Source organism: Mesorhizobium sp. LNJC391B00 (assembly GCF_000502535.1).
Classification (GTDB): Bacteria; Pseudomonadota; Alphaproteobacteria; order Rhizobiales; family Rhizobiaceae; genus Mesorhizobium.
Genome location: NZ_AYWI01000001.1, coordinates 62,517 through 81,882, shown reverse-complemented (window position 1 = coordinate 81,882; position 19,366 = coordinate 62,517). Strand labels below are relative to the sequence as shown.

Genomic DNA, 19,366 nt, shown 5'->3' with positions numbered 1-19,366 from the left:
CAGGCCCGAGCCGCGTCAGGTCTGCAGCTTGGCCTTCAGCGCATCGGCGAATTTTTGCGCGATCTTCTTGAAGCCGGCGGGATCGGGATGCAGTTCGTTGGCCCAGTCGGCCACCTTCAACGTTCCCTGCGTGTCGACCAGATGGAAATTGTTGTTGGGATCGTCGGCCAGGCGCTTCACCACATCGCGGAACGCCGCCAGCGCGTCGTGAACGATGACCGTGCCCTTGCCGACCGTCCAGTTGCAGAAATCGAGCGACGGTTTCAGCCACGGGCCGACACAGGACGGATGCGCTCCGTTCGGGATCGGAAAATCATAGCAATGGCCAAAGATCGGCACGCCTGGCGCGACGCGGTCGCGCAGCGCGAACAAATCGAGATAGCAGGCCTCGACCATGCCGAGCGCCTTGGTGAAGCGGTTCTTGTTCAGCCCGGGGGCGTGGCCGTCATTGAAGTCAAGGAAGATGCAGAACTGGTCGCCGGCAATGTCGTTGCCACCGGCAGAGAACAGGATGGCATCGGGCTTGCCGTCCAGCCAGTTGGCCTTGTTGCGCAGGGCGGCGATCATGCGCTGCTGCTTGGGCAGCGACATCTCGTCGGTCGCCGCATCGCCATGATGGGCAAGGTTGAGGATGGTCGGCGGCATCGAGCCGATGCGGCGCAGCTGCGCGATCACGTCGGTGTCGACGAACGGAAAGCCGTTGCCGGTGAGCGGATAGTCGAACCAGGAATCGCCCTGCGCCAGCATCACCAGCGGCCGGTTGGCGACGGCCGCCTCGAGATTGCCGGCGCTTTCCCTTGCGGTTTCGAGCCGCTCGATGTTGGCCTGGTGAACCTTGATGCGCTTGGCGATGTCGTCGTCTATGCGCCGCTGCGCGGCTTCCTGCACGAATTCCTGCTGGTCCATCCCCAGGTCCCTCCCACGACCGTCTACTTCCAGCTGAACATGCGCCCATGTCCATGATCGGTCTGTAATTTAGATCACAGTAAGATTCCTGGGGAAGGACGGCTTGCCGCGCCGTGATCGCCGCAGAGCATGTCGTTTCCGTCTCCGTGGGGCCTGCAAAAGACCATAGACTTCTATCCTTGTTTTCGCGCAATTCCGGACGGGAAACCGCCAACACCTTCCCTGGAATTGCTTAGTCAACGGAGATCAGGAACATGCGTCTTTTCGGTCGTTTCGTGCTTGCCGCTTCCGCCGCCCTGCTGCTTGGGACCGGTGCTGCCTCCGCCGAGAAACTCAGGATCGGGACCGAGGGCGCCTATCCGCCTTTCAACTATGCCAATTCGGACGGCACGCTGGGCGGCTTCGACATCGACCTCGGCAAGGCGCTGTGTGCCGAGATGAAGGCCGAGTGCGAATTCTCCGTACAGGATTTCGATGGTTCCATTCCGGCGCTGCAGGCCGGCAAGTTCGACGCCATCATCAACATCACCATCACGCCGGAACGGGCCGAGAAGGTCGAGTTCACCCACAAATATTACCAGACGCCGCCGGCCATCGCCGTGCCGAAGGATTCGACCATCGCCGGCACATCGCCGGACGATCTGAAGGGCAAGGTGCTGGGCGTGCAGAGCGCAACCATCCACCAGAATTTCGCCGAGCAGAAATACTCCGGCTCGACCGTGAAAGCCTATCCGACGGGCGACGACGCCCGCACCGACATGGCCAATGGCCGGCTCGACGCGATGATGGACGGCTCGATCATCCTGACCGAATGGCTGAAGAAGCCCGATGGCGCCTGCTGCAAATTGCTCGGCACGCTGACCGCCGATCCGGCCATTCACGGCCCCGGCGTCGGCATCGCCCTGCAAAAGGGCAACAAGGAACTTGCCGACAAGTTCAATGCCGCAATCGAGGCGCTGCGCGCCAACGGCAAGTACAAGGAAATCAACGACAAGTACTTCGCCTTCGACGTCTACGGGGGTTAATCCCTCAGCCAACCCGACCTCGGCAGCGCCACCCGGCGCTGCCGTTTTCATGAGATGACGGAGAAGTTTCTTGGTTGAGCGGCGCTCCCCTTTCTACACCAGCATCGTTGGCCTCGGCGCCACGATGGGCCGGGTCGGCGGCGACTTCGTCTCGGCCAAAACTTATTCCGGCATCGCCGACGAGCATCTGAACACGCGCAAGAATGTCGGCGTGCAGGATCTCAGCACCATGGGCAAGATGGACATCAAGGGGGCGGAAGCCGAGGCGCTGGTCAACCACGTCATCGTCAACGATGCCGCCGCGATGAAGCCCGGCCAGGTGCGCTATTCCACCGTCTGCCGCGACGATGGCGGCATCATGGACGACCTCACCGTGTTTCGGCTGGCATCAGAGCATTTCATGCTGGTGACCGGCTCGGTCAACCGACTGAAGATGCTGCCCTGGCTGCAGCATCATGCTGAAGCGCGAAAGGCCTATGTCACCGACATCACCGCGGCCGTCGCCTTTCCGACGATACAGGGGCCGCGTTCACGCGAGCTGCTGAAAGCACTGGTTTCGGATGCCGATCTCGATGAGTTGAAACGCTGGGCGTTCACTTCAGGGCGCGTCGGCGAGACCAAAGTCATGATCTCACGCACCGGGGTGACCGGCGAGCTCGGCTTCGAACTGTTCGTGCCGGCGGACGAGGCCACTTCCGTCTGGGACGCGCTGATGCGGACCGGTAGCGATTTCGGCCTGAAGCCATACGGCGTGCTGGCCATGTTCACGCTCGGGCTGGAAAAGGCCTATCCGGCGCATGGCATCGACATGGACGAGAGCCGTACGCCCTTCCATGTCGGGCTCGATCGCTGGATCAAGTTCGACAAGGGCGAGTTCATCGGCCGCGAGGCATTGCTCACAATTCGCGACAAGGGGCTCGACGAACGCTGGACCGGGCTGATTCTCGACGGTGACAAGCCGGCCGCGACGGATGCCAGGGTTTTCGCCGACGGCGAGGATGCCGGCGTCGTCACCTACAGCGATCACGGCTATTCCTTAGGCAAAGTTCTGGCGACGGCGCATTTGCGGCTGCCGTTCACCGCCATCGGGACCGAACTCAGCATCGACATTGACGGCAAGCCGACCCGCGCGGTGGTGGCGCCGATGCCATTCTTCGATCCTGAAGGCGCTCGGCTGCGGGCCTAAATCAGGCTAACTTCGCTAGCAGCCGCATAAACGTGGCCGCTTCCTTGGCCGTCAGCGGCGCCAGTGTCTCCTGGGTGATGGCGCGGGCCAACGGGATCAGCCGTTCGATCGCCTCGCGTCCCTCTGGCGTGAGACTGACCAGCAGGCGCCTTTTGTCGACCTCATGCTTGGTCAGGTCGACCAGGCCACGCGCCTTCAGCCGATCGATCACGCCCTTGACGGTCGCCGCATCCATGGCGATCAGCGTTCCCAACTGGTTCTGCGAGGTCTCGCCGACATCGTGCAGCTTGGCGAGTGCAGCGAATTGCGGCGGCGTCAGGTCGCTGATCTGGGCGGCAAAGATCGAGACATGGCGCTGATGCGCCTTGCGCAGGATGAAGCCGACCTGCTCCTGCAGGCGGTAATCGTGTTCGTCGGGCTCTTCGGCCTCGACCAGCTTGAGAAGATTGTCACCGCCGCTCATCGCAAGCCATCCCAGGCCTTGATGTCGCCTGCAGCCAGGCCGCCCATGCGGTCGTGCACGCGCGGGCCGCAGCTCATGGCGAGGCAGAACAGGATTTCGTCGGCGCGCGGCCCGTCGCTGAGACCGACCTCCATGGCGTCGAAATGGCTGCGGACATAGGCAGCGTTGGTGTGGCCGAGCGGCACGTCAAGCTGCGAGCCGAAGGCGCCGACCTTGGTTGCCGACGGCACGATCGCCTTGGCGTCGCCCAGCCGCTCGCGCATGGCGTAGCCGCCAGGAACGTGCCACAGCGCGCCGTGTTCGAGTTCACCTGACGAGCCGACGATGGTGCCCTTGCCGTAGGCGTCGATCTGCTTGATGTCGCCGCCCAATGCGGCAATGAGCTTGTCGGTGAGCAGCAGGCCAAGCGGCTTCAGATCGTCCATGGCGCTCTGCAGTTCTTCGACGTAGCGGCCGGCGAACGGGTTCTTCACCAGGGCCACGGCTGCAGCGCGGCGGCGCGGCAGAGCAGCGACCGGCCCGCCATCGTGAAAGATCTCTTCGGTCAGAACCGCGATCTTGCGGATCGGAAACTCAGGCATGGGCAACTTCCTTCCCTGGATTTTTGTTGGGCGCGGCAAGCGCCATGGAACCACTGATGCGCGCTTCCCCACCTAGAAACAGCGCCGATGCGGCAATCAGGCCGCGCCGGCGAAAATCTTCGGCGACGGCAAGGCCATTGTCCAGCGCCCGCTCCACATCGCCACGCGCGAGCATGCCGACGGCTTGTGTCACCAGCCGTGCACCGAGGTCGCTGTCGGGCGCCAAGTCCTGCGCGGGAATGCGCTTGATGGCAGGATTGCCGGGCAGGTCGACGGCGTTGGCAATGAGTGTCGCCGCCGCATCGGCCTCGGCGCCGGTGCGCGCCAGCACGGTGACGGCGTCGGCAATGCCAAGCGAGAACGAACGGCCCCGCCAGCCGCTGGTGGCGACGCCGCGCACGCCGTCCGCCGAGCGAATGGCGAGGCGGTCGGCCATGCCGTTGCCGGTGCCGGCGATCGCCAGGTTCATCGACTGGCCCTTGCCGATGTGGAGTGCGCTGTCGCCGCCATTGTTGACATAGGCGCGGTCGAGCCTGCGACCGGCAAGCAGCGCGGCGAGCATTTCGTCGGCTACCGATCCGGCGACGGCGGCCATCGGCGTGATGAAGCATTCCGCCAAGGGCATGACGGCTGCTTCCATGCGCCGCGCCGTCGGGCCGGCGAAGGTGCGCGGCGCCAGGAAAAATGCCGGCAGCCGCAATTCGGGAAGCTCCTCGACCAACTCGATCAGGATCGTCTGGAAGCGCTCGATCGCCTGATCGTAGGCGGCACGACACTCAGCCGCCTCACCAAAGGCTTCGACGATCAGGTCGATCGGCCCGTGGTTGAGGTGCAGCCGCTTACCGTCCTGCAGCCAGTGGACTTGCGGGCCTTGCATCAGGTGGCCCCGTTCGAGCCGACGCGGCGCAATTGCGCGAGCGGCGGCCATGGGTTTTGAGCCTCGGCGGCTGAGCCGCGACGCGGGTTGAGATACTCGCCGCCTTTGGCAACGATATCCTCGACGCTTCGTATCTCGGCCTCGTAGCCGCCCAGCCGGACATAGTCGTCGCGACGCAGCGTGAATTCGATCGGCGCCACCAGTGCCGGGGTCGGGACATAACCGAACGCGCCTTCCGGCACGCGCATGACGTCGACCATCAGCGTGATGCCGCCGCCCGGCCAGACATAGACCGGCGCGCCGCCAACGGTAACATAGGTCTTCAAGCCCTGCACCGAGCGGGTGAGATTGACCGGGTTTTCGGTGACGCCGGCGCGCAGCGAACCGCCGGCGCCGCCGATGAACAGCACGGTGCAGAGCGCCGGCTCGCAATTGTCCTCGATCAGGCCGACCGATTTCTGCAGCCGCTCGGGGAACGGTTTTTCAACCGGCTTCAACTCGTCGTCGAGTTCGTAATAGGCGAACTGCTCGCCGGTGGTCGACACCATCAGCAGCGACAGGCCGGGGCGGGCGCCCTTCTTGGCGTTCCATCCGCCGAGGATCGACAGCGGGTCGGAAATCGAGGTGCCGCCCCAGCCAAGGCCGGGCTCGGAGACCTTGAAATAGCGGCCCGGCGTCGAGCGGCGGCCGATGATCTTGATGCCGGTGTCCTGCCAGCCCAGCACCTTGCCGGCCTGATGCTCGGAGACAACGCCGGTGATATGGTCGTCGACCACCACCACCTCGTCGACTAGGCCGCGCCATTGCGTGGCGAACATGCCGATCGTGGCCGAGCCGCAGCCGACCCGCATACGGTGTTCCTGCTTGCCGTCGATGACAGGTGGTTTGCCGGCTTCGACGATGATGGTGGCGCCGCCATCGATGGTCAGTTCGACCGGCTTGCGATTGCACAGACTGAGCATCGCGTCACAGGTTGCCCGGCCTTCGGCCTTGGAGCCGCCGGTCAGATGATGCACGCCGCCCAGCGACAGCATCTGCGAGCCATACTCGCCTGTCGTGACGTGGCCGATCGGCTCGCCTTGCGCGCGCACGATTGCCGTTTCGGGACCGAGATGGCGGTCGGTGTCGATCTTCACCTTGACGCCGCAGTACGAAAAAATGCCTTCGGTGACCACGGTCACCAGATCGACGCCCTCGACCTCCTGGCTGACGATGAAGGGGGCCGGCTTGTAGTCGGGATAGGTGGTGCCGGCGCCGATCGCAGTGACGAAGCGGCGGCCGGTGTTGACCAGTTCGCCGTCCCATTGCTCGCCCTCGGCGGTGAAGGGCACGACCGCGGCGCCACTCTCTGCCGCATGGTCGAGGATGGTCAGCGGGTCCATACGCACGATGCGGCCACCGACATTGCCGTAGCGGTCGCAGGCGCCGGTGCGGCCATCGGCGATGTAGCACATCACCGGACAGGCATCGCAGCGGATCTTTTCCGCCACCAGCTTTTCGCCGGGATCGTGGGTTTCGAAGCGTTCGGCAAGCTCGCTCATCGGCGTGCCTCCTTGTCGCGGATGCCATCTTTTTCGCGGATGGCGGCGCGGATGCGCGTCGGCGTCGCCGGAACCTTGGTGATGAGAAGGCCGGTTGCGTGGCGGATGGCATTGAGGATGGCGGGTGCGGTCGGGATCAGCACATGCTCGCCCAGGCCCTTGGCGCCGAACGGCCCCTCGGGATCGGGAACCTCGATCAATATGTGCTCGATCTCAGGCACGTCGCCGATGGTCGGAATGAGATAGTCGTGCAGATTCTCGGTGCGGCCGGGGATGTATTCCTCCATCAGCGCCATGCCGATGCCTTGCGCGATGCCGCCCTCGATCTGGCCTTCGACCAGAAGCGGGTTGATCGCCTTGCCGACATCGTGCGCGGCGGTGATTTTCAAGAGCTTCACCGTGCCGAGCTTGAGGTCGACCTCCAGTTCGGCGATCTGCGCGCCATAGCCATAGACGGCGTAAGGCTTGCCCTGGCCCTTGGCGTCGAGCGGCAGCGTCGGCGGGTCGTAGGTTTCCTCGGCGCGGAAGACGTAGCCGTCCGCATCGACATCGAGGGCGGGGAGATCGATGCGCCGAGTGGCTTCGCCCTCGCGAATGACGATCGCCGGGCCGTCCAATTGCAGGCTCGCGTTCTCCGAGACATTGGCAAAACGCAGGATCTTTTCGCGCAAGGCGCGGCCGGCCTTCTCGGCCGCCCTGCCGGTGACAAAAGTCTGGCGCGAGGCCGATGTTTTGCCGGCGTCGGGGCTGATCGCGGTGTCGGCGCTCTTCAGCTTGAATTTTTCCAGCGGCAGGCCGAGTGCGTCGGCGCAGATCTGGGCGATGACGGTGTTGGAGCCCTGGCCGATATCGACGGCGCCCTGGTGCAGGATGACGTCGCCCTCCGGCGAGATACCGACCCTTATGGTCGACGGATTGGGCAGCGAGGTGTTGCCGCAGCCATACCAGCAGGACGCGATGCCGACGCCGCGCTTTTTGCTCGTATTGGCATTGTTGAATGTATCTGCGTCGGCCGTCGCGCGAGCCCAATGCGGCCGCAAGGAGTCGAGGCACTCGAATATGCCGACGCCCGACTCCAGTCGCTGTCCGGTAACCGTTTCGGATCCGTTCCGAAGGCAGTTCTTCAGCCGAAAATCGAGCCGGTCCATGCCCAGCTTGCCGGCGAGCTCATCATAGAGCGTCTCCTGCATGATCGTCGCCTGCGGCACGCCGAAGCCGCGGAAGGCGCCGGAAATCGGCCCGTGGGTGTGGATGGCGCGGCCTTCGGCGCGGTAATTCGGCGTCGCATAGGGACCGGAGGCATGCACCGGCACGCGGTTGGCGACGGTCGGGCCCCAGCTGGCATAGGCGCCGGTGTTGAAATCGCCGGAAAAGATCATGCCGGTGACATGGCCCTCGGCGTCAGTGCCGATCGTCGCCTTCATCTCGGCTGGGTGGCGCTTGGTGGTCGACATCATCGATTCGGTGCGGGTGTAGGCAAGCGCCGCCGGCCGGCCGGTTTTCAGCGCCACAAGGCCGATGAGCGGCTGCAGTGAAACGTCCAGTTTCGAGCCGAAGCCGCCGCCGGTCGCGGTCGGCACGATGCGCACCTTGTCGACGGCAAGACCGAGCACCTTTGCCGTTTCGTCACGGTCCATATAGGGGGCCTGGGTGCAGGCGACGACGACCAGCGTGTCGCCGTCCATGTAGGCATGGCCGGCTTCCGGCTCGATATAGGCGTGCTCGACATAGGAGGTGTCGATGGCACCGGACACCGTGTAAGCAGCCTCGCCAAGCGCCGCCTCGGGGTCGCCGCGCTCGACAAAGCCCTTGGTCAACAAATTGGCCGGGCGGTTCGCGTGGATGAGCGCAGCCCCTTCTGCCTGCGCGTCGCCGGGCTGCAGAAAATGCGGCAGCTCGGTCCAGCGGACCGGGAAATCCTGGAGGTCGAGATCGAGCATGGCCTCGCGCTCGCCGGCGACCAGCGCCACTGCCTCGCCGCGCAGCCGCGCAAAGCCTTCGGCCAGCGCCGGCTGGTCGGCAAACGGACCGATGACGCCGAAACAGTTTTTTCCCGGAATGTCGGCGGCGGTGAAGACGCCGACGATGCTGGGATGCGACTTCACCCAGCCCTCCAGGTCGCCGAAGGCGAAGCCGGCATGATAATGCGGCGAGCGGACCACCAGCACGGCCAGCGCATCGGCGGGAAAGGCATCGGCGCCGAATTTTTCAGCGCCGGTGACTTTTGGCACGCCGTCGAGCCGGACCGGGGAGGCGCCTACAGCATTCCCTGTGGTTGGCATTCTACGTTCAAAGTTGAATTCCAACGAATGACGTTGGCGCTGCCCCTCACCCTTACCCTCTCCCCGTGAAGAACGGGGAGAGGGGAGCGTCGGCGCTGGAGCACTTCCCTTCTCCCCGTCACTATACGGGGTGAAGGTGCCGGCAGGCGGATGAGGGGCAGCGCCGTCGGTCGACGTCCCGAACCGTCCCGCATCCATCACTGCCGCGACGATCTTTCTGTAGCCGGTGCAACGGCAGAGGATGCCGCCCAGCGCATCCTGCACCTCGGTCTCGGTCGGATTCGGCGTGCCATCCAGCAGCGCCGTTGCCGCGACCAGCAGCGCCGGCGTGCAGATGCCGCATTGCGCGGCGCCATGCGCCAGGAAAGACGCCTGCAGCGCCGACAGCCGGCGATCGGCGAGGCCTTCGACGGTCGTTACGGACGTCCCGGCTGCGGAGGCCGCCGGCATCAGGCAGGCGCAGACGGCGTCGCCGTCGACCAGCACCGTGCAGGCGCCGCAATCGCCGGCATCGCAGCCAACCTTGGTGCCCGTCAGCTGCAATTCGTCGCGCAAAACCTGCGACAGACGGCGCAGCGGCGGCACATTGACCGAGACGGCGGCGCCATTGACGGCGAAGGCGATCTCGGCGCGCTCGATGCCGAGGCCCGGCACGAGGTCGGGCAGGGCTTCAATCATCTCAGAGTGGCTCATGCCGCCACCATGCTGTTGTCGTTCGTCAGCCCGCAGGCCCCCAGCACGGCGCGAGCGACAAGCTCGCGCGCTGCGTCGAGCCGGTATTCGGCGCTGCCGCGCACGTCGGCAATCGGCGAGAGCTCGGCCATCGGCGCGGACAGGAGAGCATCGGCGAGTGCCGGGCCGACAGGCTTGCCCACCAGCACGGCTTCGACAGCGGCGAGCCGCCTGGCGACGGCCGAGCAGGACCCGACCGCGACAGCGGCTTCCATGACTATGCCACTCTCGGCAACGAGGCGCGCCGCCACCATGGCGATGGAGATGACGAGGTAGCGCCGCGCACCGAGCTTGACGAAGGCCGACGTGCCGGCAGAGGCCCGCTTCGTGATGCGGATGGCGGTGACCAGTTCGCCCGGCAGCAAAGCGGTGCGGCGGTTGCCGAGAATGAACTCCTGCAGCGGCAGATGACGCGTCGCGGCTGCAGAGCGCAGCTCGACCTCGGCGTCCAGCACCAGCAGTCCCGGAACGCCATCGGCGGCAGGCGAAGCATTGCAGAGATTGCCGGCGATCGAGGCGACATTCTGGATCTGCAGGGAGCCCACTTCGCGCGCGGCCTGCTTCAGCGCATCGAAAGCCGCCGGCAATGGATGGCGGACAAGGTCGGTCCAGGTGGTGCGGGCGCCCAAAACCCAATGGGTTTCGGTCTCGGCAATGCCGCGCAGCGAGACCAGGCCGTTAATATCGAGAACATTGTCGCGGAACGGTTTGGCGCCCTGCGCCGGATAGAAATCGGTGCCGCCGGCAAGCACGCGCCAGGCGCCCTCGCCCAGCAGAGCGAGCGCCTCGTCGAGCGTGGCGGGTTTCGCGTAACGGATCACGCTTTGCCTTCCAAAAAAATAGGCCTTCCCATTGGGACCTTCAAAAGGTGGGGTCTTCCCGAACCCCGCCAATGTCTGATCAGGCCAAATTCATTCGTATGCAAATGATATCAAGCTGGCGGAAATTGTCAAAGCCGGAGTTTAAGGGAACCCGGCCGCCAAGCATTTCTTACGCTTGCAGAGGTTGACGCAGGCGGCCATCCGGTCAAGTTTCAGCATCCGGTCGCATCAGCGGCGTATTTCACTCGATCCCCCGTTCGAGACGTAGAAGAGGAGAGGCGCCATGGCCGACGAAGCGCTTGTTGTCATCGACCTGCAAAACGACTTCTGCCCCGGCGGCGCACTGGCGGTTGCCGGCGGCGACGAAATCGTGCCGCTGGTCAACGATCTGATTCGGCATGCCGAGCATGTCGTGCTGACGCAGGACTGGCACCCGGCCGGACATTCGAGCTTTGCCTCCAGCCATCCGGGGGCGCAGCCCTTTAGCGCGATCGAGATGCCCTATGGGCCGCAGACGCTGTGGCCGGACCATTGCATCCAGGGCAGCCTCGGCTCGGATTTTCACTCGGGGCTCGCCTGGACCAAGGCCGAGCTGGTGATCCGCAAGGGATTTCGCCCTGATATCGACAGCTACTCCGCCTTCTTCGAGAACGACCACAAGACGCCGACGGGGCTCGCCGGCTACCTCAAGGAGCGCAGCATCGACAGTGTGACCCTGGTTGGCCTGGCGACCGACTTCTGCGTTGCCTTTTCGGCCCTCGACGCGGTCAAGCAAGGCTTCAAGACGACGGTGCGGCTCGACGCGTGCCGCGGCATCGATCTAAACGGTTCGGTCGAGGCGATGCTGAAGAGGATGCGCGATGCCGGGGTGAAGCTCGAAGACCCGATCTCGGAGTGACTGGATCGTGACGCATCGAGGGGGCTGCACACAGTTGGGGAAGGCTTTCGCGGCAGGTGTACTCGCTTCCGCTGTGTCTCCGCAAATGGCCTTCGCGGCCGAGGCCCGCGGCCTGCCCGATGCTGCCATGTCGCTGTGGTGGGCGCTGCCTTTCGCCGGCCTGCTGCTCTCGATCGCCACCGGACCGCTGCTGTTCCACCATGTCTGGGAGCATCATTACGGCAAGATCGCCGCCGGCTGGGCAGCGCTGGCGATCATCCCCCTGATGGTTGCATTCGGCGTTCCGGTAGCCGGCGAAGCCGTGCTGCACACGCTGCTCACCGAATACATGTCGTTCATTATCCTGCTGTTCGCGCTCTACACCATTTCGGGCGGCATCCTTGTGGCCGGCAACATCCATGGCACGCCGCTGGTCAATGCCGGGCTGCTGCTCGTCGGGGCAATGCTGGCCTCGGTGATCGGCACCACCGGCGCCTCGATGATCCTGATCCGGCCGATGCTGCGCGCCAACGACAACCGGCAGTTCAACGCCCATGTCGTCATCTTCTTCATCTTCCTGGTGTCCAACATCGGCGGCTCGCTGACGCCCTTGGGCGACCCGCCATTGTTCGTCGGCTTCCTGCGCGGCGTCGACTTCTTCTGGACGACGGCGAACCTCTGGCGCGAGACGCTGTTTACCGGCGGCCTGGTGCTGCTTGTCTTCCTGGCCATCGACATCATGCTGCATCGCCGTGAAGGCGGCGCGCCGAAGATCAAGGATCCGACGCCGGATACGAAGGTGCGTCTGCGCGGCCTGGCCAATCTGCCGCTGCTGGCCGGCGTCATCGCCGCCATCCTGCTGTCGGCAGCGTGGAAGCCGGGCGTGAGCTTTTCAGTGCTGGGCGTCAGCCTCGAATTGCAGAACCTGGCGCGCGACGCCATCATCCTGGGGCTCGCCGGACTGTCGCTTGTCGTTTCCCTCAAGAGCCATCGCGAGGCGAACGGCTTCACCTGGGGCCCGATCGCGGAGGTGGCAAAACTGTTTGCCGGCATCTTCGTCTGCATCGTGCCGGTCATCGCCATCCTTCGCGCCGGCCATGACGGGGCGCTGGCGCCGCTGGTCGCGCTGGTGACGTCACCCACCGGCCAGCCCAATGATCTCGCCTATTTCTGGCTGACCGGCGGGCTGTCGTCCTTCCTCGACAATGCGCCGACCTATCTGGTGTTCTTCGAACTCGCAGGCGGCGACGCGCGGCACCTGATGACGGAGGCGGCCTCGACGCTGGCTGCCATTTCGGCCGGCGCGGTGTTCATGGGCGCCAACACCTATATCGGCAATGCCCCCAACTTCATGGTCTACGCCATCGCCCGGCATCGCGGCGTGAAAATGCCGGGCTTCTTCGGCTACATGGCGTGGTCGGGCGTGGTGCTGATCCCGATATTTCTGATTACAGGTTTTGTCTTCTTTGCGTGATGCGAAGGGCGCTGGGCCCTTACCTACCCCGTGTGGGGAGGTCGGACCGAAGGTCCGGGTGGGGGTCGGTGCCGCCCCCACCCGGCTGCTTCGCAGCCACTTGTCGGGGCGAGCCACGGGTCTCGCCCGTCCTTCGGACCCCCACAAGGGGGAGGGTAATCTTAGCCGACGCCCACATATCGGCGCACCGCCGACGGATCGGCGCGAAGCTGTTCGACATCCACCGTCTCGCGGTTACGGCCGTTTTCGATGAAGCAGACGCGGTCGGCGACGGACAGCACGGCGTCGACGCGCTGTTCGACCAGAATGGTGGAGACACCTAGCTCACGCAGCTTCACCACCGTCTCGCGGATCTTGGCGATCATCGACGGCATCAGCCCCTCCGTCGGCTCGTCTAGCAACAGCACCTGCGGCTCAAGGCAAAGCGCACGGGCCATGGCCAGCATCTGCTGCTCGCCGCCGGACAAAGTGCCGGAGCGCTGGCGCAGCCGCTGGCGCAGCAGCGGGAAGAGATCGAGCACGCTTTCGCGCGTCGCTCTGCCCTTGCCGCGCGCCATCAGACCGATCTCGATGTTTTCCGCCACCGTCATCTCGGCGAACAGCCGCCTGCCTTGCGGTACATAGGCGACGCCGGCCTTGGGCACCTCATGCGCCGGCAGGCCGGTCAACTCCTTGCCGGCGAGCCGGATCGAGCCGGCGCTCGACGGAACCAGCCCCATGATCGCTTTCAGCGCCGTCGTCTTGCCGGCGCCGTTGCGACCGAACAGGCACAGCACCTCGCCCTTGTTGAGCACGAGATCAAGCTCGTAGAGCACCTGGACCTCGCCATAGAAGCAATCGAGCCTGGAGATGGTCAACGCTTCAGTCTCGTGGGCCTCAGTCTTGGGGGCTTCGCTCATGGCGCCGTCCCCAGATAGGCTTCCTGCACCTGTGTGTTGGCGCGAACCTGTTCGGGCGTGCCTTCGGCCAGGATCCTGCCGGCGTTGAAGACGGTGATGCGGTCGGCCAGCTGCATGACGACCGGCATGTTGTGCTCGATCAGGAGCACGGTGGCGCTCTTGGCAATCTCGCGCACCAGTCCGATGAAATTGTCGATCTCGCTGTCGGCCAGCCCCTGCGTCGGCTCGTCGAGGATCAAAAGCCGCGGCTTAAGCGCCAGGCCCATCGCGACTTCCAGCAGGCGCTGGTGGCCGTAGGAAAGCTGGCCGGCCGGCATATGGGCGCGGCCGGCAAGTCCGGTGCGTTCCAGCGCGGCCATGACGCCGGTGCGCACCGCACCTTTCGAGCGGCCATCGGTCAGCGTGCGCTGCACCGGCAACGCGACATTATCGTAGGCAGAGAGGTTGGCGAAGACGCTGGTGATCTGGAAGGTGTAGGCGATGCCCCGGCGCACCCTGAGATAGGCCGGCTGGCTGGTGATGTCGGCGCCGTCGAAGACGATCATGCCGGACGATGGCTGAATGCGGCCGCTGACCAGGCTGACGAAGGTGGTTTTGCCGGCGCCATTGGGGCCGATGACGGCGCGGATCTCGCCCGGCATCAGCTGAAAATCGACACCATCGACGGCGCGCAGGCCGCCGAAACTGCGCGCCAGGCCTTTGGTGGTCAGCAACGGCATCATGGGAGCCACCCGAGCCAGCGCTGGCGGATGGTGCCCAGAATGCCTTTGGGGAAAAACAGCACCAGCAGGATGAGCGCAATACCGACGATCAGGAGATAGGCGGAGGTGTAGCCGCTGGCGGTGTCGATGACATAGTACATGAACACCGTGCCGAGCAGCGCGCCCAGCGTCGTGGCGGCGCCGCCGAGCAGCACCCAGAGCAGCGGCAGGATGGAATACTGCACCGAGGCAAAGCTCGAGCCGACATAGCCGAACAGCAGCGCATAGGCCGCACCCGAGGCGGCGCAGATGGTGCCGGAGACGACGACGGCGATCAGCTTGTTGGAGAAGGTGTCGTAGCCCAGCATTTTCGTGCGCTCCTCGTTCTCGCGCACCGCGACCAGCACGCGGCCATAGCGGGAGCGGACGATGGCGAGGGTGATCAGCAGCACGACCGAGAACAGCGCCAGCGCGCTCATGTAGCGCACGGTCGGGTTGGTTAGGTCGAGCGATGTCGCGCCGAAGGCCAGAACCCGCGCCGGCTGCGGCACGACCAGACCCTGGTCGCCGCCGGTCCAGGCGGCGAAATAGAGGATGACGAGGTAAAACACCTGCGCGAACATCATGGTGACGATCATGAAGGCGACGCCGGTGGTGCGCAGCGCCAGCAGGCCGATCACCAGTGCCAGCAGCGCGCCGCAGGCGATGCCGGCGAGGAAAGCCAAAGGCACGCTCCAGCCGAGATGGATGACCGCGAGACCAGCGCCATAGAGCCCGGCGGCGAAGAACATGGCGTGGCCGAGGCTGAGCAGGCCGACATAGCCGAACAGCATGTTGTAGCCCATGGCGAACACCGCCAGCACCATGATTCGGGCCAGCAGGCCATGATGGTAGTCGGGCAGGACGAAGCTCAGCGCAAACAGTAGCGCGATGACGCCGAGATGCAATGCATAGGCTTTTGCCGGCGAAGCTTCGCTCATCGCGACGCCTGCCCGAACAGGCCCTGCGGCCGGAATACCAGCACCATGGCCACCAGCAGCGTGGCGATGATCTTGGCCAAAGTCGGCGAAAAGAACACCGAGATGATGCCGTCGGACAGGCCGATCAGCACGGCGGCGACGACGGTGCCGCGCAGCGAGCCGAGGCCGCCGATGATGACGACGATGAAGGACAACAGCAGCGGGTCCTGTCCCATCAGATAATGCGCCTGACTGATCGGCACGATCAGCACGGCGGCGATGGCCGCCAGCATGGCGCCGAGCCCGAAGACGCCGGCATAGACGCGGTCGACCGGAATGCCGAAGGCCTGCGCCGTCTCGCTGTCATATTGGGTGGCGCGCATGATGAGGCCGATCTTGGTGCGCGTCAGCACCAGCCAGGTGGCGATGAGCAGAAGGGCCGAAGCGGCAATGATCGACAGCTTGTAGCCGGAATAGCCGAACCAGGGTAAAAGGATGCGGTAGCTGAAGGGCGGCTCCACCGGGCGGGCTTCCGGGCCATAGAAGCTCAACGCCAGCTGCTGGATGATGTAGAGCATGCCGATCGTGGCGACGATGGTGGCTTCCGGATTGTAATTGAGCCGGCGCAGCACAAGCCGCTCGGCGACCAGCGCAATGGCGCCGACAATCAGCGGCGCAATCACCAGCGCCGCCAGGAAGCCGAGCGTGGGATGGCCGGGTATCGCCGTCGAGATCGCCCAGGCCAGCACCGCGCCCAGCATGAAGAACTCGCCATGGGCGACGTTGACGACGCGCATGACGCCGAACACCAGCGACAGCCCAAGCGCCGTCAGCGCCAACACGGCGGAGGTGACAAGGCCTTCGAGGGCGGCGAGGAGGAGATGGGGTCCGAAATGCATTCAGGGCGCCCTTACCCTCCCCTTGTGGGGAGGGTGACCGCGCAGCGGTCGGGTGGGGGTTGGGCACGGGCCGTCGCGACCCCCACCCCGTCTCGCAAGCTTCGCAAAAGTGCGAAGCTTGCGTGCCGACCCTCCCCACAAGGGGGAGGGTAAGGCGCCTCACAGCGCCTGCGTCGTATAATCCCCTTCGGCCTCGTAAAGCCCGTCCTCGATCTTGGTCTTGTGGACGACATTCAGCTTGCCACCTTCGACCTTGGAGATGTTCTGGATGCCAAAACACTGGTGGATCTTGCCGTTGAAGGTCTTCGGCCCCTGCGGATGCTCCGGCCCTTCGGCGAATTCGGTCAGCGCCTCGGTCGCCTCGACCAGCTTGGCGCGGTCTTCCGGGCCCTTGTAGCCGGCGTCTTCCATCGCCTTCTTGACGACATAGAGCGTCTCCCAGCAGCCGAACATGTGGGCGGCGGTGGAGACGTCCTTGGGGTCGCCAACGGCAGCGCCATTTTCGTCGATGCCAACGGCGGCGCGGTAGGCTTTCTGCGCGGCCGAGTCATTGGCCTGGGCATAGCGCGGCGAGCCTTCCCAGAAATGGCTGCCGTCCAGGAATTCGAGGCCGGGGCTGTTGATGTCGGTGGCTTCGAGCGAATCGATGAAGCCGAACAGCTGCGGCCGGTTGGAGCCGTAGAACTCGCCGAGTTCCTTGACGAAGGTGAGCACGGCCGGGCCGACCATCACGTGGTAGATGACTTCGGTCTCGGCGGGTATCTGCGGGAAGTATTTCGTGAAAGACGACTCTGTCGGCGGGATGGCGATCTGGGCGATGACCTCGGCGCCTTGGGCCTTCAGCGCCGGCGGCAGGTAGTCGCGATGGTCGTAGCCGAAGGCGAAATCCGGGAAGATCTGCGTCACCTTCTTGCCGGCATTGGCCGCGATCCACGGCGCCATCGACTGGATCTGGCTCTTCACATCGGTGATGCCAGGCTGGAAGACGTAGCGGTTGAGCTTGGTCGAAGCGACGTGGTGGCCTTCGCTGACGACGAAATACGGGATCTTGTTTTCGCCGGCGGCCGGCGCCGAGCCGATCACCACATGCGAGAACAGCGTGCCGAAGACGATGTCGGTCTTGTGCTGGGTGGCGAACTTGCCGACCACCTCGGCGCCACGGCCGGGATCGGTGCCGTCATCCTCGATCACCAGTTCGACAGGTCGGCCATTGATGCCGCCGGCGTCGTTGATCGCCTTGACCGCGGCGGCACTGGTCTTTTCATACCAGCGGCCATAGGCGGCGCCGATGCCGGTGCGGTGCGACTGGAAGCCGATCTTGATTGGCGCCGAACTCTGCGCCTGGCTGTAGCGGACGAAGCCGGGCGCGAGCGTCAGCCCGGCGCCGGCGGCGAGACCTTTCAGCGCGGTGCGGCGGCTAAGGGTGGATTTGGAGAGATCGAAAAACCCATTCTTGTCAGTCACGGCAGTTCCCCTGTTTTTGAGTTTTGACTGTCTGTAACGAGGCAAGGCCACTCCCTTGCAGGAGGGGCAGAAATTGCATGTGTACAAACTAAATCACCAAAGCACAGAGCTTGCAAGCGGGCTTTCCGCAAAGGCATGTGGATCAGCTTGTCTCATCCGGCCGTCGGCGTGGCAAGCAACCACAGGCCGAAGATCGTGTAGGCAATCATCAGCATGGTGAGCGGCAACTGGCTGAGGGCGGCGCGCGATGGCACCTGGTGCAGTCGCCAGGCCAGTCCATGGGCAACGAGCACCGCCAGCATGTGCCCGGCGATGATGATGCCGGCCTGCAGGTTCCACAGCCACCAGGCGGAGTGGGCCCCGGCGACGATGCCGGCCTCGATCTGCATGTCGGCGGCGCCGAACAGGTTCCATCCCAGCGCGAACGGGTCGGACAAAGCGGCAATCGCATACTGGCCGTCGACCAGCAGCGCCGTCAGATAGTGCGCGACATGATAGGCGAGCGCGATCGGTACGATCGACCAGACCAGCAGCCCGGCGGCCTCGCCGTGGGAATGTCGGCTGCCGGCAAGGCGCTGGCCGAGTATGACGGCCAGCAGGAATGCCGCCGCGAGCAGGACGAAGGTCAGCACGAGGCCAAAGCTGCTTATGCCGATGAGCGCCGTGCGGCCGGGATATTCCAGCGGGTTGATGCCGAACAGGCCGAGCCAGAAGAAGGTTTTCGACAGGCCGTCGAAGGACACCGATGACAGGCTGAGCAGCAGGACGGCCATACCGCTTGCCGGCAGGGGCGCTGCGCCGAGCAGTTTTGAGCCCGGCCAGCAGAGAGCGAGGCGACCGTGTTCATCGCGCTCGACGATGGCGAAACGAGCCACCATGGCGAAAAAGATCGTCAGGAATTCGCCGCGCCGGCTCCAATCGCGGTAGCCAAAGGCGAGCATGGCGATGAAGGTAAGCAACCAGTAGAGGCCAGCGACATAGGCAAGCCGCGCCGGGTCGTCGGGCGCCGGGTAGATCAGTTCGAACCAGGCGAAGGCGAAGAACAGGATAACGGCCGGCCAGCGGCCGAGCCATGAAGGCAAACGCGATTTCTGTCCCTCACCGCCACGAAGCTTGAACAGGCGGCTTACGATCCGCCACGGGCCATACCATGGATTCAGCCACGACCAGAGATCGCCGAACAGGCCTTGGGCGATGGCAAGGCCGACCCAGAGCAGCGTCCAGATGATCAGGGGCAGCGGATTGGAGAGCGGGTCGCGGCTGCCGAACAGGCCGGCGGCGACGAGGGTTGCGAAGCCGGCAAAGGAGATGAGGCTGATGATTGTGCGGGCGGTGTCGGCGAATGGGAAGAGCGGCAGGCGGCGGCGCCAGAAGCGGTCGAGGGTTGCGGGTGGCAGCAGGGCGAGGACGAGGAAGCTGAGGGCGACGGCGAGCGCGCCGCCGGCGATGTAGTAGCCGGTGGGCAGGAGGAGGACGTGGCCGCGGTCGGAGGCGTGGGCGAAGGCAGGGTTGGGGAGGAGTGTGAGGGTGGGGGAGCAGGCGACATATGTCAGCCTGATGCGATCCTTCACACCCCCCTCTGGCCTGCCGGCCATCTCCCCCGCAAGGGGGGAGATTGGATGTCGCCGGGGCTTTCGCCAACTTTCAAGGGTAAAGAAAGAGGCGCGGTACTCGACGCT

General features: G+C 64.8%; 17 protein-coding genes. 4 read left to right on the top strand and 13 right to left on the bottom strand.

The window, feature by feature from the left end:
* Positions 1-15 precede the first annotated feature (15 nt).
* Positions 16-906 (bottom strand): SGNH/GDSL hydrolase family protein, encoded by an 891-nt coding sequence (locus X750_RS162155; RefSeq protein ID WP_023703684.1) that lies wholly within the window; start codon positions 904-906, stop codon positions 16-18.
* Between the two features lie 254 nt (positions 907-1,160).
* Between X750_RS162155 and X750_RS162160 the strand changes: the two genes are divergently transcribed.
* A complete protein-coding gene (locus tag X750_RS162160) occupies positions 1,161-1,931 on the top strand; it encodes an ABC transporter substrate-binding protein (RefSeq protein ID WP_023671296.1) in 771 nt (256 codons plus the stop codon).
* 70 nt (positions 1,932-2,001) lie between these two features.
* Positions 2,002-3,117 carry an aminomethyltransferase family protein gene (locus tag X750_RS162165; protein WP_023703685.1) on the top strand — a complete coding sequence of 372 codons (1,116 nt, stop codon included), beginning with the start codon at positions 2,002-2,004 and terminating at the stop codon, positions 3,115-3,117.
* Between the two features lies 1 nt (position 3,118).
* Here X750_RS162165 and X750_RS162170 read toward each other — a convergent pair whose 3' ends face one another.
* From X750_RS162170 to X750_RS162195, 6 genes are read right to left on the bottom strand one after another with little or no spacing between them, the layout of a single operon-like run.
* Complete coding sequence (locus X750_RS162170) at positions 3,119-3,580, bottom strand: MarR family transcriptional regulator (RefSeq protein ID WP_023689200.1); 462 nt, start codon at positions 3,578-3,580, stop codon at positions 3,119-3,121.
* Positions 3,577-4,161, bottom strand: coding sequence for an amino acid synthesis family protein (locus tag X750_RS162175; RefSeq protein ID WP_023746523.1), 585 nt, complete (start codon positions 4,159-4,161; stop codon positions 3,577-3,579). The genes X750_RS162170 and X750_RS162175 overlap by 4 nt, the downstream gene beginning before the upstream one ends.
* On the bottom strand, positions 4,154-5,038 hold the full coding sequence (locus tag X750_RS162180) for a thiamine biosynthesis protein ApbE (protein ID WP_023703688.1): 885 nt from the start codon (positions 5,036-5,038) through the stop codon (positions 4,154-4,156). The genes X750_RS162175 and X750_RS162180 overlap by 8 nt, the downstream gene beginning before the upstream one ends.
* Positions 5,038-6,579 (bottom strand): hypothetical protein, encoded by a 1,542-nt coding sequence (locus X750_RS162185; RefSeq protein WP_023703689.1) that lies wholly within the window; start codon positions 6,577-6,579, stop codon positions 5,038-5,040. Before X750_RS162185 ends, X750_RS162180 begins: the two co-directional genes overlap by 1 nt.
* Positions 6,576-9,539: a molybdopterin-dependent oxidoreductase gene (locus tag X750_RS162190; RefSeq protein WP_031242442.1), complete on the bottom strand. Its 2,964-nt coding sequence runs from the start codon at positions 9,537-9,539 to the stop codon at positions 6,576-6,578. The genes X750_RS162185 and X750_RS162190 overlap by 4 nt, the downstream gene beginning before the upstream one ends.
* Positions 9,540-9,550: 11 nt before the next feature.
* Positions 9,551-10,414 carry a xanthine dehydrogenase family protein subunit M gene (locus tag X750_RS162195; protein WP_023745842.1) on the bottom strand — a complete coding sequence of 288 codons (864 nt, stop codon included), beginning with the start codon at positions 10,412-10,414 and terminating at the stop codon, positions 9,551-9,553.
* Between the two features lie 283 nt (positions 10,415-10,697).
* Here X750_RS162195 and pncA point away from each other — a divergent pair, with 283 nt between their 5' ends.
* Together pncA and X750_RS162205 are read left to right on the top strand one after the other, a co-directional pair.
* Positions 10,698-11,312, top strand: coding sequence for a bifunctional nicotinamidase/pyrazinamidase (gene pncA / locus X750_RS162200; RefSeq protein WP_023683560.1), 615 nt, complete (start codon positions 10,698-10,700; stop codon positions 11,310-11,312).
* An 85-nt stretch (positions 11,313-11,397) separates the two neighbouring features.
* Positions 11,398-12,765 carry a sodium:proton antiporter gene (locus X750_RS162205; RefSeq protein ID WP_023823943.1) on the top strand — a complete coding sequence of 456 codons (1,368 nt, stop codon included), beginning with the start codon at positions 11,398-11,400 and terminating at the stop codon, positions 12,763-12,765.
* Between the two features lie 161 nt (positions 12,766-12,926).
* Here the strand turns inward: X750_RS162205 and X750_RS162210 are convergent, their stop codons facing one another.
* The 6 genes from X750_RS162210 to X750_RS162235 all read right to left on the bottom strand — a co-directional run bounded on the left by X750_RS162210 (position 12,927) and on the right by X750_RS162235 (position 19,282).
* Positions 12,927-13,664: an ABC transporter ATP-binding protein gene (locus tag X750_RS162210; protein WP_023707773.1), complete on the bottom strand. Its 738-nt coding sequence runs from the start codon at positions 13,662-13,664 to the stop codon at positions 12,927-12,929.
* Positions 13,661-14,386: an ABC transporter ATP-binding protein gene (locus tag X750_RS162215; protein ID WP_023693111.1), complete on the bottom strand. Its 726-nt coding sequence runs from the start codon at positions 14,384-14,386 to the stop codon at positions 13,661-13,663. Before X750_RS162215 ends, X750_RS162210 begins: the two co-directional genes overlap by 4 nt.
* Positions 14,383-15,345 carry a branched-chain amino acid ABC transporter permease gene (locus X750_RS162220; RefSeq protein WP_023689192.1) on the bottom strand — a complete coding sequence of 321 codons (963 nt, stop codon included), beginning with the start codon at positions 15,343-15,345 and terminating at the stop codon, positions 14,383-14,385. The genes X750_RS162215 and X750_RS162220 overlap by 4 nt, the downstream gene beginning before the upstream one ends.
* A complete protein-coding gene (locus X750_RS162225) occupies positions 15,342-16,223 on the bottom strand; it encodes a branched-chain amino acid ABC transporter permease (protein ID WP_023671284.1) in 882 nt (293 codons plus the stop codon). The genes X750_RS162220 and X750_RS162225 overlap by 4 nt, the downstream gene beginning before the upstream one ends.
* A gap of 159 nt (positions 16,224-16,382) precedes the next feature.
* Positions 16,383-17,687: an ABC transporter substrate-binding protein gene (locus X750_RS162230; RefSeq protein ID WP_023689191.1), complete on the bottom strand. Its 1,305-nt coding sequence runs from the start codon at positions 17,685-17,687 to the stop codon at positions 16,383-16,385.
* Positions 17,688-17,839: 152 nt separating this feature from the next.
* Positions 17,840-19,282 (bottom strand): hypothetical protein, encoded by a 1,443-nt coding sequence (locus X750_RS162235; RefSeq protein ID WP_023746520.1) that lies wholly within the window; start codon positions 19,280-19,282, stop codon positions 17,840-17,842.
* Positions 19,283-19,366 lie beyond the last annotated feature (84 nt).